13 protein-coding genes are annotated in these 17,229 nt (G+C 75.2%); 4 read left to right on the top strand and 9 right to left on the bottom strand.

All coding sequences use genetic code 11. The features are described 5' to 3' along the window. Positions 1–633 precede the first annotated feature (633 nt). Together HL663_RS00250 and HL663_RS00255 are read right to left on the bottom strand one after the other, a co-directional pair. Positions 634–2,871, bottom strand: coding sequence for a GGDEF domain-containing protein (locus HL663_RS00250; RefSeq protein WP_173026501.1), 2,238 nt, complete (start codon positions 2,869–2,871; stop codon positions 634–636). Then, complete coding sequence (locus tag HL663_RS00255; protein ID WP_173026502.1) at positions 2,868–5,051, bottom strand: putative bifunctional diguanylate cyclase/phosphodiesterase; 2,184 nt, start codon at positions 5,049–5,051, stop codon at positions 2,868–2,870. The genes HL663_RS00250 and HL663_RS00255 overlap by 4 nt, the downstream gene beginning before the upstream one ends. Before the next feature lie 302 nt (positions 5,052–5,353). Here HL663_RS00255 and HL663_RS00260 point away from each other — a divergent pair, with 302 nt between their 5' ends. From HL663_RS00260 to HL663_RS00270, 3 genes are read left to right on the top strand one after another with little or no spacing between them, the layout of a single operon-like run. Continuing rightward, positions 5,354–6,478, top strand: a complete 1,125-nt coding sequence (locus tag HL663_RS00260) for a glycosyltransferase family 4 protein (RefSeq protein WP_286175803.1) — start codon at positions 5,354–5,356, stop codon at positions 6,476–6,478. Continuing rightward, positions 6,475–7,500 carry a hypothetical protein gene (locus tag HL663_RS00265; protein WP_173026503.1) on the top strand — a complete coding sequence of 342 codons (1,026 nt, stop codon included), beginning with the start codon at positions 6,475–6,477 and terminating at the stop codon, positions 7,498–7,500. Before HL663_RS00260 ends, HL663_RS00265 begins: the two co-directional genes overlap by 4 nt. Beyond that, positions 7,497–8,324, top strand: coding sequence for a glycosyltransferase family 2 protein (locus HL663_RS00270; protein WP_173026504.1), 828 nt, complete (start codon positions 7,497–7,499; stop codon positions 8,322–8,324). Before HL663_RS00265 ends, HL663_RS00270 begins: the two co-directional genes overlap by 4 nt. 33 nt (positions 8,325–8,357) lie before the next feature. Here HL663_RS00270 and HL663_RS00275 read toward each other — a convergent pair whose 3' ends face one another. From HL663_RS00275 to HL663_RS00290, 4 genes are all read right to left on the bottom strand, one after another. After that, positions 8,358–9,311: a DMT family transporter gene (locus HL663_RS00275; protein WP_173026505.1), complete on the bottom strand. Its 954-nt coding sequence runs from the start codon at positions 9,309–9,311 to the stop codon at positions 8,358–8,360. Positions 9,312–9,489: 178 nt separating this feature from the next. After that, the gene (locus tag HL663_RS00280) at positions 9,490–10,476 is read right to left on the bottom strand and encodes an LLM class flavin-dependent oxidoreductase (RefSeq protein WP_173026506.1); all 987 of its coding nucleotides are present in this window, start codon (positions 10,474–10,476) and stop codon (positions 9,490–9,492) included. Positions 10,477–10,639: 163 nt separating this feature from the next. Continuing rightward, positions 10,640–12,190 carry an AMP-binding protein gene (locus tag HL663_RS00285; protein WP_173026507.1) on the bottom strand — a complete coding sequence of 517 codons (1,551 nt, stop codon included), beginning with the start codon at positions 12,188–12,190 and terminating at the stop codon, positions 10,640–10,642. A gap of 304 nt (positions 12,191–12,494) precedes the next feature. Beyond that, the gene (locus tag HL663_RS00290; protein ID WP_173026508.1) at positions 12,495–13,193 is read right to left on the bottom strand and encodes a helix-turn-helix transcriptional regulator; all 699 of its coding nucleotides are present in this window, start codon (positions 13,191–13,193) and stop codon (positions 12,495–12,497) included. Between the two features lie 231 nt (positions 13,194–13,424). On the opposite strand from HL663_RS00290, the gene HL663_RS00295 reads away from it, so the two are divergent. Further along, positions 13,425–13,856: a PNPOx family protein gene (locus HL663_RS00295; protein ID WP_173026509.1), complete on the top strand. Its 432-nt coding sequence runs from the start codon at positions 13,425–13,427 to the stop codon at positions 13,854–13,856. Between the two features lie 16 nt (positions 13,857–13,872). Here the strand turns inward: HL663_RS00295 and HL663_RS00300 are convergent, their stop codons facing one another. The 3 genes from HL663_RS00300 to HL663_RS00310 all read right to left on the bottom strand — a co-directional run bounded on the left by HL663_RS00300 (position 13,873) and on the right by HL663_RS00310 (position 17,173). Further along, positions 13,873–15,570: a sensor histidine kinase gene (locus tag HL663_RS00300; protein WP_173026510.1), complete on the bottom strand. Its 1,698-nt coding sequence runs from the start codon at positions 15,568–15,570 to the stop codon at positions 13,873–13,875. Then, a complete protein-coding gene (locus HL663_RS00305) occupies positions 15,567–16,301 on the bottom strand; it encodes a response regulator (RefSeq protein ID WP_173026511.1) in 735 nt (244 codons plus the stop codon). Before HL663_RS00305 ends, HL663_RS00300 begins: the two co-directional genes overlap by 4 nt. 128 nt (positions 16,302–16,429) lie before the next feature. Next, entirely contained in the window at positions 16,430–17,173 is a 744-nt protein-coding gene (locus HL663_RS00310; protein ID WP_286175804.1) for a FadR/GntR family transcriptional regulator, read from the bottom strand. Between the last annotated feature and the right edge of the window lie 56 nt (positions 17,174–17,229).

Genomic DNA, 17,229 nt, shown 5'->3' on the forward strand with positions numbered 1-17,229 from the left:
CCTCGCCCACCGTCCCCCTCGGGCGGCACCCACCATCCGACTGATTGCGAGTTGTGCTGGCCGACACGCCCCGGCACGGCCCGTCGAGCGGCGGAACTCGCAATGAGTCGAGGACAGCCCGTTCGGACTGATTGCGCATCCGCCACCTCCGGAGCCCCGTGGCGGCCGGCCCCGGGTGGCGGATGGGCAAGAAGTTGCCTGGATCCCCGAGCGTCCCCACCCGACCCGAGCATCCGAGCGGCACCCATCGCCCGATCCCTCACCTCACTGGTGCGGCACCTGCCATTCGACTGATTGCGAGTTGTGCCGGCCGACACGCCCCGGCACGGCCCGTCGAGCGGCGGAACTCGCAATGAGTCGAGGACAGCCCGTCCGGACTGATTGCGCATCCGCCACCTCCGGAGCCCCGTGGCGGCCGGCCCCGGGTGGCGGATGGGCAAGAAGTTGCCTGGATCCCCGAGCGTCCCCACCCGACCGGAGCTCACGGGCGGCACCCACCGCCCGCCCCCTCACCCCTCGCGCCCCGCCCGCCATCCGACTCATTGCGAGTTGTGCCGCTCGACAGGCCCTGACACGGCGCGTCGAGCGGCGGATCTCGCAACCAGTCGGGAAGGAGTGGGAGGGAGACCAGGGTCAGGCGCGGGCGGGCTCGGCGGCGAGGTCGCCGTCGTCCACGCTCTCGCGCTCGCGCGCGGGCCGGCCGAAGAGGTGGCCCTGCCCGAACCGGACGCCGAGCGATCGCAGGGTGTCCCACTGCTGGGCGGTCTCGACGCCCTCGGCGCACACCGTCGAGCCCATGCTCTCGGCCCAGCCGACGAGCGTGCGCAGGTCGTGCTGGCGCTCGGGGTCCTCGAGGTCCTCGAGGAGGCCGCGGTCGAGCTTGACCACCTCGGGGCGCAGCCGCATGAAGCGCTCGGCGAGGGCGTAGCCGTGGCCCCAGTCGTCGACCGCGATGATCGCCCCCCGGGAGCGGTACACGGCGACGACCTCGCGCACCCGGTCCCAGTCCTCGACGTCGGCCTGCTCGGTGATCTCGATGACGAGCCCCGTGAGGTCCGTGGGCAGGACCGCGCGGACCTCGTCGCTGACGAGCGCGCCGATGCTGACGTTGACCGACAGGTAGCCCTGCGGCGGACGGGCGCGCAGCGCGGCGGCGATCGCCGCCGCCTCGAGCAGCGACCCGTCCCCGATGCGGTGCGCCGCGGCGAAGACGGCCTCGGGCTCGCCCTCGGAGAAGCGGCTGAGCGCCTCGTGGCCGACGGGGTCCCCGGCGTGCAGGTCGACGACCGGCTGCAGCGCGATGAACACCGGCGGCGTCGTGCCCCCGTGGCCCGGCCCGGCCACGCGCACGCAGCCACGCCCGGCGTGCTTGGCGTCGTAGAGGGCGCGGTCCGCGCGCTCGACCACGGCGGCGGGCTCGGCACCCGGTGACCAGCTCGCGACGCCCGCCGAGAAGCGCTGCCCCTCGGGGGTCGCGCCCAGCATCGCCTCGAGCCGACGGACGGCCTCGTCGGGGTCGGCGCCGGGCAGGAGCAGCCCGAACTCCTCCCCGCCGTAGCGGGCGAGCAGCTCGCCGGGCCGGAGCAGGGCGCTCCACGCGGCGACGGCCTCGCGCAGCAGCCGGTCGCCGGCCTGGTGGCCGTTCCGGTCGTTGTAGCGCTTGAAGTGGTCGAGGTCGACGAGGGCGACGGTGATCGGGCCGCCCGACTCCTCGGCCAGGTGGAACGCCCGCCCGAGCTCGTGGTCCCAGGTCCGACGGTTGGGGGCGCCAGTCAGCCCGTCGCTGCGCGCGAGGGCCGACAGCTGGACGGCCTGCTCCTCGACGACGCGCACGAGCACCGCGATGCGGGTGACGACGAGGAGCGAGAGGACGATCGAGCCGGCCCCGACGACGCCCCACGGGATGTCGAGGCCGAACAGCCCGACGACGAGCAGCGTCACCCCGGGCAGGGCGACGGCCGCCCCGAGCGCGGTGAGCCGTCGGCGCAGCGGCACCGCCGGGCCGGTGCGGGGCGCACCGCCGACAAGGGCGGCGCCCGAGGGCGAGCACGCGGCGGCCGCGGCCGCGAGGTACCCCAGCATCCACAGGAGGTCGAGCCAGCGCGGCGTGTCCGCCGAGGGGTTCACGAGCGCCACCGCGTTCCACACGAGGTCGGCGGCCGTCGTCGAGACCAGGCTGAGGAGCAGCAGGCGGAAGGCGGTGTTGCGCGAGCCGACCGAGGCCCACAGCCGCACGAGGACGCCGACGAGGACGACGTCGCCGACGGGGTAGGAGGTGGCGACGAGCCGTCCGAGCACCGAGGTCGTGGAGTCGCCGGCGATCGGGCCGACGAGGAAGGTCCCGACGACGGTGCCGAACCCGGCGGCGACGATGAGCGCCTCGAGGATCGGTGTCGGGTCCATCCCGCGCCGGCGCCCGCGGACCAGGCGCAGCAGGCCGGCGGTGAGGACGACGTACCCCGAGATGTACAGGACGTCGCTCGGGACGGGGTAGCCCGTGACGTGGACGAGGTCCTGCTCGACGGTGAACAGCACGTCGCCCGCGACCCACAGCGAGAAGCCGGAGAGGACGACGCGCCAGCCCCGGCGCCGGGCCGTCAGCCGGCGGGCGCCGGCGAAGGCGACGACCATGCAGAGGACGCCGATCACGTTGTTCGCCACGTCCTTCGGCGTGCCGGAGGGCACGGCGAAGTAGCCGGCGCACAGCGCCACCAGGACGACGAGCGCCGCGCGCAGGACGCCCGGCGTCGACCCGGTGGGGGCCGGCGCCGCGGCGAGGGCCGGCCCCTCCTCGGCCACGACGGACCCGCTCCCCCGGACCACCGCTGCTGCGTCGACGACGTCCCCCTGCCGCGCCGTCCGCGGGGTCATCCGACCCGTGCCTCGTCGACCAGGGGCTCGTCGGCCCGCGCCGCAGCGCCGGGGACGAGCTCCCGGGCCTGCGCGAGCGGGACCGGCCGCGACCAGAGGTAGCCCTGGCCCCGCCCGCACTCCTGCTCCTCGAGCCAGGCCGCCTGCTCGGAGGTCTCGACCCCCTCGGCGACGGTCGTCATGTGCAGCGACCGGCTCATCTCGAGGATGGCGAGGGTCACCGTGGCCGCGTGCCGGTCGGCGATGATGTCGTCGATGAAGCTCTTGTCGACCTTGAGGATGTCGACGGGCAGCTGGGAGAGGTAGGACAGCGAGCTGTACCCGGTGCCGAAGTCGTCGATGGCGATCGAGACCCCGAGGGCCCGCAGTCCCTGGAGCGACTCGGACGCGGCGGTGATGTCGTCGAGGAGCACCGACTCGGTGATCTCGAGGACGAGGAGGGTCGGGTCGAGCGTCGTGCTCGCGAGGACCTCGGCGACCTCGGTGATGAACTCGGGCCGGGCCAGCTGCTGGGCCGACACGTTGACGGCCATCGTCACGCGGTGCGCGCCCTGGAGCTCGACGGCGGCGCGGCACGCCTCGTAGAGGACCCAGGACCCGAGGGCGACGATCGCGCCGGAGGCCTCGGCCGCGGGGATGAACTCGTTGGGCGGGAGGAAGCCGCGCGACGGGTGCTGCCAGCGCACGAGCGCCTCGAAGCCGGTGACCTCGCGGGTGCGGAGGTTGACCGTCGGCTGGTAGTGCAGGACGAGGCCACCCTGCTCGATCGCGGTGACGAGCTCGGCCTGCAGCGTCATCCGGTCGAGGGTGACGGCGTGCTGCGCGGCGTCGAAGACCCGCAGCGTGCCCTTGCCCTGCTCCTTGGCCCAGTACATCGCGACGTCGGCCTCGCGCAGGACGTCCTCGGCGGTCGAGGTGCGGGCGTCGGCGAGCGCGATGCCGAGGCTCGCCTTGACCGACCACGACCCGCCGTCGATGGCGACCGGCTGCGCGAGGGCCTCGAGGAGCCGCTGGCCCATCTGCTCGGCCGAGGCGCGGTCGGTGCCCTCCATGAGGACGGCGAACTCGTCGCCGCCGAGGCGGGCGGCGGTGTCGCCGGAGCGCAGGACGGCCCGCAGGCGGTCGGTGACGACGACGAGGAGCCGGTCGCCGACGGAGTGCCCGCGGGTGTCGTTGACCTGCTTGAAGTCGTCGAGGTCGAGGAACATCACCGCGAGGGTGCCCTCGCGGCGGGCGATGGCGTGCTCGAGGCGGTCGGAGAACAGCGCGCGGTTGGCGAGGCCGGTCAGCGCGTCGTGGAAGGCCTGGTGGGAGAGCTGCTCGGCGAGCTCGTGCTGCTCGGTGACGTCGCGCAGGGTGAGGACCCAGGCCTCGACGGTCGACTCGCCGAGGAGGTTGGTCAGCGTCCCCTCGCCGACGATGGTGCGCCCGTCGGCGCGCTCGAGGCGCAGGCGGACCGGCTGGTCTCCGGTGCGGCCGTCGGTGAGGAGCGCGAGCAGGGCCGGTGCCTCGTCCCCGACGAGCTCCTTGACGTGGAGCCCGACGAGCTCGTCCGGGGTACGGCCGATGACGGCCGGCGCGGAGGGGCTGACGAACGAGATCGTGGAGTCGGCCTCGATGACGACGATGAGGTCGGCGCTGTTCTGGACGAGGGCGAGGAGGCGGCGCTCGCGCTGGTCGACGATGCGCTGCGCGGTCAGCTCGCGCTCCAGGGTGCGGTGCCGGTCGACGATGCGGCGGAACCAGGCGAACCAGCCGATGGAGACGCCGACGAGCAGGGTGGCGTGGATGGCGAAGGCGAGCCAGGCCCGGCCGGAGGACGCCTCGTCGAGCTCCTCCACGAGGGCGGCGTCGGCGGCCTCGAGCGCGGCGAGGGCCCGGGCGTCGCCGGGGCTGGTGGCGACGACGCGGGCGGCGGCGACGGCGGTCGCGCCCGCGGAGCCGGGCGAGAGGTCGAGACCCGACCGCTGCAAGCCGTCGACCTGGCGCTCGAGCGCGGCGGGCGTGCTCGCGCCGGAGGTGGCGACGGCGGAGAACGCGGAGGCAGCCTCCCGCTCGCGGTCGAGGGCGTCCCCGAGGTGCCACACACCGGTGAGGAAGGCCATCTCGAGCACGACGACGAGCAGCGTGCCCACGACGGTCGCCGTCGAGCGCAGCCTGGTCCGGCCGTCGCGGATCATCACAGCTCCTGGTCTGGCGTCCGCGGCTCGGACCCCACGGAAAACGCTAGGGACCCGCCGGCGTCGGGGGCGAACCGACGGGGCGCACACTGGCCGTTCGACCGAGGCGGTCTGCCCGACCGTCGGCCCGACGTCGTCCGCACGCCGGCACTCCCCGCGCTTCCGGCGCTCCCGGCGCTCGCGCAGCCGGACCCCGCGGGTCGGCGAGGCGTTTGTGCGTCGCAGGGCGGGGTAGGTGACCGGTCGGCTGCCTTCACCACGTCGTCGGCCGCACGTTCGAGCCGGTCGTCAGGAGGTGGGTGGTGGACGTCGTCGCTGCCGCCCCCCGGCGCCCGTCGGCTCCGCGCGGTCCGGCCGACCCCCTGCACGTCGTCCTCGTCGCCTCGTCGCGCTTCCCGCTCGCGGAGCCGTTCGCGGGGGGCCTGGAGTCCCTGACCTGGAATTTGTGCCGCGGGCTGCGGGAGCGCGGTGTCGAGGTGACCGTCTTCGCCGGTCCGGGGAGCGACCCCCGTCTGGCCGCCCGGGTGCTCCGGACGCAGCCGCTCGCGCTGAGCGACACCGCCCGGCAGGACGTCGCGATGCCGCCGGCGACGTGGCTGACCGAGCACCACGCCTACCTCCAGCTGATGCTCGAGCTCCAGCGTCGTGACGACGTCGACGTCGTGCACAACAACAGCCTCCACCACCTGCCGGTGGCGATGTCCGCGGCCGCGCGCGCCCCGATGGTGACGACGCTGCACACGCCCCCGACCCCGTGGCTCGAGCCCGCCATCGCCATCGCCGACGACACCCGCTCGCGCTTCGTCGCCGTCAGCGACCACACGCGCGCCGCCTGGAGCCACGTGACCACGGCCGACGTCGTGCCCAACGGGGTCGACGTCCGGCGCTGGACGGCGGGCGGGGGCGGCGACGCCCTCGCCTGGGTCGGACGCCTGGTGCCCGAGAAGGCGCCGCACCTGGCCATCGACGCGGCCCGCGCGGCCGGTCGCCCGCTGCGGCTCGCGGGCCCCGTCGGCGACGCCGAGTACGTCGAGGCGATGGTCCGTCCGCGGCTGGGCGGCGGGATCGAGCTGCTCGGCCACCTCGGCACCGACGAGCTCGTCGAGCTCTTCGGCACGAGCGCCGCGACCCTCGTGACCCCGGTCTGGGACGAGCCGTACGGGCTCGTCGCCGCCGAGTCCCTCGCCTGCGGCACACCGGTCGTCGCGTTCGCGCGTGGGGGCCTGCCGGAGTTCGTCACCCGCGACGTCGGTCGACTCGTGCCCGGGGGCGACGTCCTCGCGGCCGCGCACATGGTCCAGGAAGCGGTCGCCCTCGACCGCGAGACCTGTCGCGCGCACGCCGTGCGGTCGTGCTCGGTCGACCGGATGGTCGACGACTACCTCGAGGTCTACGACGCGATGCTGCCCCTGCGCGGCGCCGCGTGATCGGCTACTACGTCCACCACCACGGGCTGGGGCACCTCACGCGGATGCGCGCGGTCGCGGCGCACCTGCGCTCCCCCGTGGTCGGCCTGAGCACGCTCCCGGCGCCCGCGGGCCTCGAGGACCGCTGGGTGCGCCTGCCGGCGGACGACGACCCCGCGGGCGGCGACGACCTCGACGCCCGCGGCGTCCTGCACTGGGCCCCGGTGCACCACAGCGGCGTCCGCGAGCGGACGGCAGCGCTCACGGCGTGGGTGGCCCGGGCCCGTCCGCGCCTCGTCGTCACGGACGTCTCCGTCGAGGCGGCCCTGGCCGTCCGGCTCTGCGGGGTGCCGGTCGTCGTCGTCGCCCTGCCCGGCGAGCGCGTGGACCGCCCCCACCTGACCGCGTACGACCTCGCCGACGGCCTGCTCGCGCCGTGGCCGGAGGGAGCGCACGACGGCGGCTGGCCGACGCGGTGGAGCGACAAGGCGCACTTCGCCGGCGGGCTCTCACGCTTCGACGACCGCCCGCGGGCCGACCGGGCTCCCGAGGGCGGGCCCCGGCGTGCCCTCGTCGTGTGGGGCGGTGGTGGCACGGACGCCGGAGCGGGCGCCGTCGACGCCGCGCGCGCCGCGACGCCGGGGTGGGAGTGGACCGAGCGCAGCCCGGCCCGGCCCTCCCCCGACCTCTGGCGCGAGCTGTGCGCCGCGGACGTCGTCGTCACCCACGCGGGCCAGAACGCGGTGGCCGACGTCGCCGCCGCCCGCGCGGCGGCCGTGGTCGTGGCCCAGCAGCGCCCGTTCGGCGAGCAGGAGGCGACGGTGCGGGCGGTGCGCCGGCTGGACCTGGCCGAGGGTGCCCTCGGCTGGCCGTCGGCCGACGACTGGCCCGGCCTCCTCGAGCAAGCCACCCTCCGCGGGGGGCAGGGGTGGTCGCGCTGGAGCACAGGTCGGGGAGCCCGGGAGGCCGCGGCCTGGCTCGACTCCCTGGCCGGGCGCGGCGTCGACGCCCGCCCAGGCCGGGCTTCCGGGATGGCCTCGTGAGCGCCTCCCTCGCGGTCGTCACGATCGTCCACGGTCGGCACGACCACCTGCGCGGCCAGCTGGCCGGCCTGCGCGGTCAGACCCGCGCGCCCGACCTCCTCGTCGTCGTGGCCATGGACGACCCGGCCGTCCCGGAGGTCGTGCGGGCCGAGGTGCCGACGGGCTGGGAGGTCCGTCACGCGAGCACCGGGCGGCCGCAGGGGCGCCTGCCGCTGGCCGCCGCCCGCAACCTCGGGGTCGCCACCGCCGTCGCCGCCGGGGCCGAACACCTCGTGCTGCTCGACGTCGACTGCGTCCCCGCCGACTCCCTCGTCGCCCGGTACGGCGAGCTGCTCGGGTCGCTGAACCCGGACGACGGGCCGACCATCCTCTGCGGCGACGTGGCGTACGAGGTGGACCCCGCCGAGGGACCACGGCCGCCGCGGTACCACCCCGCCCGACCGCGGCTCGACCCGCCGGAGGTGCGCGTCGTCGACGACGTCAACCTCTTCTGGTCACTCTCCTTCGCCGTGACGGCGAGCGACCTCGCCGCCCTCGGCGGCTTCGACGAGGGCTACGTCGGCTACGGCGCCGAGGACACCGACGTCGGGCAGCGGCTGGCCCGCGCCGGTGGCCGGCTGCTCTTCGTCGGCGGGGCCGGGGCCGTGCACCAGTGGCACCCGAGCCCGAACCCGCCGGTGCAGCACGTCGACGACATCGTCGCCAACGCCAACCGGTTCGCCGAGGTGTGGGGGTGGTGGCCGATGACCGGGTGGCTCGAGCAGTTCGACGGGCTGGGGCTCGTGCGTCGACGGCCCGACGGTCGCTGGGTCACGACCCCCTGACCGCGCCGGCGGACCGGCGTTCCCCCCGCGGGCTCACACGCGCTCGCGGGGCGGCGCCAGGGCCTCGCGGGCGTCGTCGGGGACGGCGACGGCGGGGCGGGTGCTGCGCTGCTCGTGCCAGGCGAGGGCGAGGACCGCCACGAGGACGACGACGAACCCGAGCCACTGCGAGCCCGTCGGCCGCGCGCCGAGGGCGGCCACCCCGACGACGACCGCCGAGACCGGGAAGGCGAGCTCGGCGAGCGTGGCCCGCGAGGCCGGGGTGTACCCGAGCGCCCGGTAGTACAGCACGAGCGCCAGCAGCCCCGGGACGAGCGCGAGCAGGAGGATGTCGACCGCCGCGTCGGTGCCCAGCGCCAGCGGGGTCGAGGTGACCATCGCGGTGACGGACAGGGTGAGCAGGCCGAGGGCGAAGCGCAGCGACGTGAGGTCGGCGAACCCGAGCTCGGCGCTGGCGGCGCGACCGAGCACCGTGCCGGCGGCCCAGAGCGCCGCGGCCCCGAGCGCGAGCAGCGCCGCCTGCGCGCTCGAGACGCCGACCGAGAGCGGGTCGGGGAAGGCCAGGAGCCACGCGCCGACGAGGGCGGGCAGCGCGAACCACAGGTAGGTCCGCCGCAGCCGCTCGCCGAGCAGGACGGCGGCCAGGGCGACGGCGATGAGGGGCTGCAGCTTCTGGAGCACCTGCGGGGTGATGGGGTCGCCGGTCGCGAAGGCGGCGGTGAACATCACGGTCGCGAGGGCCGAGGAGCCGGCGCCGATGACGAGCACGCCCAGCTGCGTGCGCATCGAGGCGCGGGCCAGGCGACGCAGGGCGGGCAGCAGCCACCACGCGGTGAGGACCGTGAGGACGGCGTGCTCCCAGAAGACGATCGCGAGCGAGGGGTACTCGCGGGCGAGCGGCCCACGCCAGAGCGACGAGACGCCCCAGAGGGTCGCGGCCAGGGCGACGAGCCAGGTGCGGTCTCCTGCGGTGCGCGAGCGGGTCACGCGTCCTCCTCGGGGGCGGGGCGGGGCGGGGTGCGACGGGCAGAGGTCCCGCACGGCCCCGGCGCGCTTTCCGGGGCGCCGGGGTCGTGCGGGGTGGCCGGGACGGGTGGGGGGTGCACCGGTCTCCGGCCGGACGTGGACGGGCGGGCGCGTCCGCACCGACCGTCCACGGGACAGGTCAGGAGGCCTCGACCTTCGGCATGATGTCGTTCTTCAGCCGCTTGAGGTCGTCGAGCGTCTTCGAGACCGGCACGTCGGCGAACGGCGGCCACAGGAGCGGCATCGTCAGCCCGGCCTCCTGGTAGGCCTTGAGCCGGTCGGTGATCTGCTGCTCGGTGCCGACGAGGATGTTCGTCAGCTTGCGGTTGTCGGTCTGGTCGGTCTCGGTGTCGGTGATCGTGAACCAGATCATGCTGCTCATCTCGAGGTCGTCGATCGACTTGCCGAGCGCCTCGAGCTCGCCCGCGATGGCGGCGCGCCAGTCGGCGAGCTCGCGCGGGGTGTCCTGGATGCCGATCCAGCCGGCGAGCCCGTACTTCGCGACGCGGCGGGCCGAGCGCTTCGGGTCCTTGAGGCCGCTGAAGAAGATCGGCGGGCCGGGCTTCTGCAGGGGCTTGTGCCCGAAGCCGGAGGGAGCGAAGTCGGCGAACTCGCCGTGGTACTCGAAGGTCTCGTTGGCCCAGATGCCCTGGCAGATCTCGATGGTCTCGCGGACGTGGGCGTGGCGCCGGGGGAAGAGGTGCGTGGCGCTCGCGGCGTCGAACTCCTCGGGCATCCACCCGGCGCCGATGCCGACGTTGAGCCGGCCGCCCGACAGGTGGTCGATGGTCGCGCACTCGGCCGCGAAGACGCCCGGCGAGCGGTACGGGGTGTCGGTGATGCTCATGCCGATGCGGACCTTCGAGGTGCGCGCGGCGAGCCACGGCAGCAGCGGCCAGCCCTGGAACCACTGGCCGTTCGCGGCCACCGGCATCTGGGGCGGGAACTGCTCCATCATCCCGAAGGGGTACTGCAGCTCACCGCGGTCCGAGGCCTCCGGGACGATGATCCGGTCGAGGGTCCACACCGAGTCGAAGTCGAGCTCCTCGGCGAGGTCGGTCAGGTCCTCGAGCTCCTTGACCGTCACGTGGTTGCGGAAGTTGGGCAGGTAGAGGGCGAGCTTCATCGGTCACACATCTCCTCACGGGTCGCGGCCGGTCGGCCCGCAGCTCCCCTGCGTCGAGGTCCGCTCCGACCGTGCCCCCAGCGAACCGCCCGGCCTCCCGGCGTGACAAGGGGGCCCGTCCTCATGGTTTCCTCAACGCGCCCCGACGCGCCTCGACCCCCGCTCACCGGGCGTCCGGGACAACGCCGTCCGCGAGCCAGGTGCGCAGCTCGCGCTTGAGGACCTTGCCGTAGTTGTTCGTCGGGAGCGCGTCGACGAGGTGGTACTCCTTGGGGCGCTTGAACCGGGCGATGCGCTCGAGGCAGGCGCGGTCGAGGTCCTCGACCGTCGGCGCCGGCCCGTCACCAACCGCGACGACGAAGGCGACGACCGACTCCCCCCACTCGGGGTCGGGACGCCCGACGACGGCGACCGACTGCACCCCCGGGTGGGTCATGATCGCCTCCTCGACCTCGCGCGGGTAGATGTTCATCCCGCCGCTGATGATGAGGTCCTTCGAGCGGTCGCGCAGCGTGAGGTAGCCGTCGTCGTCGAGGCTGCCGATGTCGCCGGTGTGCAGCCAGCCGCCGCGCAGCGCCTCGGCGCTCGCCTCGGGCGCGTCCCAGTAGCCGGCCATGACGACGCGACCGCGGACGAGCACCTCCCCGGCCTCGCCGGGGGGCAGCGGCCGGTCGTCGGCGTCGACGACGCGCACCTCGACGTCGGTGCGCGGGAACCCGACTCCCGCCATCCGCTCGCGCCAGCGGGGGTGGTCGCTCTCGGCGTGGTCGGCCCTCGAGAGGCCGGTGATGGTCATCGGCGTCTCGCCCTGGCCGTAGATCTGCGCCAGCCGCGGACCGAAGGTCGCGAGCGCCTCCTCGAGGTCCGCGAGGTACATCGGGGCGCCGCCGTAGATGATCGTCCGGAGCCCCGAGAGGTCGGCGCCGGCGAGCGCGGGGTCGGCGGCGAGGCGCTTGACCATGATCGGTGCGGCGAAGAAGGACAGCCCGGGCCAGCGCGCGAGGAGGCCCACGAGCTCGGCGCCGTCGAGCGCACCGCTCGCGGGGAAGACGCTGACCGCGCCCTTCGCGACGTGGGGCAGCCCGTAGATGCCGGAGCCGTGCGAGAGCGGCGCGGCGTGCAGCACGCTGTCGCGGTCGCCGATGGCCGCGATGTCGGCGAAGTAGCTGAGCGAGGCCATGAGCAGGTTGCCGTGGGTCAGGGTCGCACCCTTCGGTCGGCCCGTCGTGCCGCTCGTGTAGAAGAGCCAGGCCGGGTCGTCGGATCCCCTGTCGGACAACGGGACCGGCTCGGCCGCGAGCAGGGCGTCCCAGTCCGGGCCGGGGGCGACGACCACCGCGCGCAGCCCCTCAAGCCGCTCGAGCAGCGGACCGACGACCTCGGCGTGCTCCTCGTCGGTGACGACGACCGCCGCGCCGCTGTGCTCGAGGACGTAGGCCACCTCCTCACGGTGCAGCCGGGCGTTGACCGGCACCGCGACGAGCCCGGCGTGCCACACGGCGAACTGCGCCTCGAGGTACTCGGGACGGTTGCTCATGAGGAGGGCGACCCGGTCACCCTCCGCCAGCCCCAGCCGCCCGCGCAGCCCTCCGGCGACGGCCGCGACGCGGCCCGCGGTCTCGTCCCAGGTCCCGGTCACCCGCTCGCCCACCGCCGTGGCGGGGCGTCCCCGCAGCCGGCGTCCGTTGCGCTCCACCCACGTCGCGAGGTTCATGGGTCCAACCTCGCCGCGCCCGCGGCGGCGCGTCAAGGCGCACGGGGCCGCGTTGAGCGTCCGATGAGGAGGGCCGACCCGCGCAGGCCCCTCCACCCACGGGGTCGCCCTCGGAGGCAGCCGGCCCGGGGACGCATCCGGTCTCCCCCCGGTGTCGTCCGGACGTCCACCCCGTGCAGGGGCTCGGTGCGGCCGACCGGTCGGAGCGCCCCGGGCCGGCGCCGCCAGCATCCTCACCCGGCGGCCCGAGCCCTGTCAGCCCCGTTGCAGCAACCTGCAAGAGCGGCGCCGGCCGGGCCCGTCCTCAGTCCGGGAGGACCTCGCCACGCCCGAGGCGGAAGCCCGCGGAGAAGCGCGAGCGCACCTGGAGGGTCTCGAGGACGTGCGCGACCTCGGAGCGCACGGTGCGCACGCTGACGTGCAGCTGGCGGGCGATGGCCTCGTCCGTCATCCCGGTCTGCATGAGCCCGACGACCCGCTGCTGCCGCTCGCTGAGCCACCCCAGCTCGGCCCGCTCGCGGCCGCACTCGAAGGCCGACACGAGGACGGTGTTCCAGTAGCGCATCGCCTGCTCGAGCACCCGGGCCGAGCGCACCTCGAGGACCGAGAAGCGCCCGTCGACGGTCGGCCCCTCGAGGAGCACCCGCTCGTGGTCGATGACCTTCATCTGGATGTCGGCGACCGCGAAGAGGTAGTCGCCGACCGGCTCCTCGACGAGCATCCGGCGGCACTCGTCGTCGAGGCGCTCGTAGTCGAAGACGCTGACCATCTGCAGGCCGCGCTCCACGAGGGCCCGGTTGCCGGGCAGGCTCATCCGCAGCTGGGCGGGCGTCGCGGTCGGCCGCACCGACAGCAGGTGGCTCCAGCCGACCGCGTCGGCGGTCAGCCACTCGTTGACGTCGTTGCCGACGGCCCCGATGCGGCACTCGCTCGAGCCGCCCTCGGCGAGCTCGGCGCACAGCCGGGTCCGCTCGGCCCACAGGGCCATGCCGGCGTCGAGCACCGCCGCACGCTGTGAGGGGGCGAACCTGGAGCCGGGCCACTGCCTGCCGGTCATGACCGCCCTCCCGTCCCGTCGATCGTGGGCTACCCGCGAGTATGCCGGTCCCCCGCGACACCCGCCCCCAGGGGTGGGCGCAGGGGGTCGCGCGCGTTGAGGGTCCGATGACGAACGCGCCCTAGCCTGAGCCGACGAGGACGCCGGCGAGGCGTCCCTCCGGTCCGAGGAGACGTTATGAGGCTCGACCCCGACGAGGCGCGCGCCCGGCTGGCCGCCGAGGTCCACGGCGTGCTCGTCACCCTGCACCCCGAGCGCGGCCCGGACCCCCAGCCGGTCGTCTACGCCCTCGACGACGCGGGGCACGTCGGCGTCCCCATCGACACGGTCAAGCCCAAGTCGTCGACCCGGCTGCGCCGCGAGGACAACCTGGACGCGGACCCGCGGGGCTCGCTGCTCGTCGAGCACTGGGAGACCGAGGACTGGTCGCGGCTGTGGTGGGTCCGCGCGCAGCTGGAGCACCTGCCCGACCCGCCGACGTCGGTCACCGACGACCTCGGCGACCGGCTGGCCCGCACCGTGCCGCAGTACGCGGACAAGCCCTTCCACCGCATCCTCGTCTGCCGGGTGGTCGGCCTCACGGGGTGGGCGGCGTCGCAGGACGCCTGAGCCGCACCGGGTTCGGTCACCGGCCGCCGGCACGCGGCAGGTGGACGAGCATCGACGTGCCGTCCGGCCCCGTGGCCCCGACCTCGAGGGTGCCGCCCATCGCCACGACGAGCCCGTGGGCCAGGCCGAGGCCGAGGCCCACCCCGCCGGCGTCGCCCGGGGCGCCGGGGGTGCTCGACGCGTCGCCGCCCGGCGCCGACGTGACGAAGGGGGCGAACACCCGGGGCAGCACCTCGGGGGCGATGCCCGGACCGTCGTCGTCGACCGAGAAGGCGACGGCGCGCGCGTCGGACGAGCGCCCGCGGACCCGGACGACGCCGTCGGTCGAGCCGTAGCGGATGGAGTTGCCGACGAGGTTGAGCAGCACCTGGCGCAGCCGGCGTCGGTCGGCGAGGACGACGTCGTCACCGAGGAGCGACAGCAGCTCGACCTCGCGCCGAGCGGCCGTCGCCGAGAGCAGGCCGAGGACCTCGTCGACGACCTCGCGCAGCGGCACCGGCTCGAGCGCGATCGGCAGCGCCCCGGCCTCGAGGCGGCTGAGGTCGAGGACCTCCCCGAGCAGGTCGAGCACGTGGCCCGCGGCGGCGTCGATGTGCGCGAGGGCCTCTCGGCGGCGGCCCTCGTCGAGGTCCATCGTCCCGAGCAGCTCGGCGAACCCGACGATCGCCTGGAGGGGCGTGCGCGCCTCGTGCCCGAGCGCGGCGAGCAGCTCGGACTTCCCGTGCGAGAGCCGCTCGGCGGTGCGGCGCGCGGTCTCGGCCTCGAGGCGCGCCCGCTGGTGGCGCTCGGCCGCGCGCCGCTCGGTGAGGTCGAGGACGTTGACGACCCAGCGCGCCGGTGTGCCGTCCCGGCCGGGCAGCCGGGAGACGGTCACCTCGACCTCGACGTCCGGGCGGCCTCGGCGGTGGAGCAGCGCCTCGGCGACGACCGGCGCCGCGGCGTCGGGGTCGAGGGCGTCGAGCAGGGCGCCGAGCGAGCCGCCGACGGGGGTCAGGAGGTCGGTGACGGGCCGGCCGAGCACGGCATCCGCGCCGCCGGCCAGCGCCGTGAGCGCGGGGTTGCCGGTCGTCACCGTGCGGTCGGGGCCGAGGATCGCCATCCCGAGCGAGTTGGCGTCGAAGGAGCGACGGAAGCGCTCCTCGCTCTCGACGAGGTCGCCGATGAGCCCGCTGTGGCCGATGGCCACGGACGCGAGGTGGGTGAAGCGGTCGACGAGCAGCTGCTCGCGGCCCCCGGGCCGGTGCGGGTGGGGGTGGTAGACCGCGAAGGTGCCGACCGGACGCCCGTCGCGCCCCTCGATCGGGGTCGACCAGCAGCTGCGCAGGCCGGCCGCGTCGGCGAGGTGGCGGAAGGCCGTCCACCGCGGGTCGGTGCGGACGTCGACGGCGACGATGGGCTCGTCGAGGGCGGCCGCCGTCCCGCACGAGCCCTGGCCCTCCCCGATGCGCAGCCCGTCGATGGCCGCGACGTAGGGCCCGTCGAGGCTCGGGGCGGCGCCGTGGTGGAGGGTGCCGCGGTCGCGGTCCAGGAGCAGCACCGAGCAGCGCGCCCCGGGCATCAGCCGCTCGAGCGAGACGAGGATGCGCCCGAGCACGTGGGTCAGCGGGGCGGCCCCGGCGACCATCTCGAGGACCTCGGTCTGCCGGTCGAGGATCTCGCGGACGTCGTCGAGCGAGAGCACGTCGACGGCGCCGCGCTCCTCGACGGTGGTCATCCGCGGTCGCTCAGCTGGTAGCCGACGCCCCGGACGGTGAGCAGCATCCGGGGGTGCGCCGGGTCCTCCTCGAGCTTGAGCCGCAGGCGATGGACGTGCTCGGTGACCGTCGCCTCGCCGAGCCACTCCGAGGAGGAGTTCCAGACCCGGTCGAGCAGCTGGGCGCGGCTGAAGACCTGGCGCGGGTGGGTGACGAGGAAGGCGACGAGGTCGAACTCCTTGGGGGTCAGCTCGACGTCCTCGCCGTCGAGGAGGACGCGCCGCGCGGCCGGCTCGACCCGCAGCCGCCCGACGACGACGCCCTCCGCGGAGAGCTCGGGGCTGCTGCGCCGCAGGACCGAGCGCACCCGCGCCGCGAGCTCGCCCGGCGAGAAGGGCTTGACGAGGTAGTCGTCGGCGCCGAGGTCCAGGCCGACGATGCGGTCGGTCTCGCCGTTGCGCCCCGACAGGACGATGACCGGCAGGTCCGAGCGGCCGGTCCGGCCCTCGCGCACCCGGCGCAGCAGGTCGAGGCCGCCGAGCCCGGGCAGCGAGAGGTCGAGGACGACGAGCGCCGGGCGGTCGTCCCGGATGCGCCGCAGCGCGCTCGGGCCGTCCTCGGCCTCGAGCACCCGGTAGCCGTCGTCGTCCAGCTGCCAGCGCACCACGGTGCGGATGGCCTCGTCGTCGTCCACGACGAGGACCGTCGGCGGGCGTGCCTCGCCGACCCGCTCCGTCGCGGTGGACCTCATGCGCCGATGGAACCACGGAACGGCGCCCGCGTCACCGCCCTCCGGACCGTCCTCGACCCCGCCTCACCGCGAACGTGTGTGAACACGCCGGGATCGCCCGGCGTGTTCACACACCTTCGCGGGGCAGCTCAGGCGGGGGCGGTCGCGGAGAGGGCGACCCAGGCGGAGCGGATGTGGTGCTCGGTCGCGGCGGCGGCCGCGTCGGCGTCACCGGCCGCGACCGCGGCGTAGATCTCCTCGTGGTCGCGCCGCAGCACCGGGGCGACGTCGTCCCAGACCGCGAGGTGGCGGAAGCGGTCGAGGATGGGCAGACGCATCGACTCGCGGATCGCCGAGGTGAGGTCGCGGGCCAGCGCGTTGCCCGCGGCCGCCGCGAGCGCGACGTGGAAGGCGGTGTCGCAGTCGTTGAACCGCGCGCGGTCGATGCCGGGGTCGGCCATCTCGTCCAACAGCGCCCGCATCGCCGCGAGGTCCTCTGCCGTGGCGTGGGTGGCGGCCAGCCGCACGCTGAGGCGCTCCAGCGCGATGCGGACCTCGACGACGTCGGGCAGCGGGAACGCAACGAGCGCGACGTGCAGCCGCAGCAGCCGGCCCAGGGCCCCGCTCGGCACGGTGGTCAGCGTCGTGCCGCCGGCCGCGCCGGCGCCGACCGAGGAGCGCACGACCCCCTGGGCCTGCAGCGTGCGGACGGCCTCGCGCACCGCGGCGCGGCTGACGCCGAGCTGCGCGGCGAGGTCGCGCTCGGCCGGCAGGTGGTCGCCGACCTCGAGCTCACCCCCGAGGATCCGCTCGTCGACCCAGCGCAGGACGAGCTCGAAGGCGCGCAGGCCGCCCGCGTCGGGGACGGGCATCGGGTCGGCAGCGGCGCTCACGCGCTCAGGATGCCACGCCGCGCCGGGCGACACGCGGAATGGTCGGACCAATAATG

The organism is Arthrobacter sp. NEB 688 (assembly GCF_013201035.1).
Taxonomy (GTDB): Bacteria; Actinomycetota; Actinomycetes; order Actinomycetales; family Dermatophilaceae; genus Phycicoccus.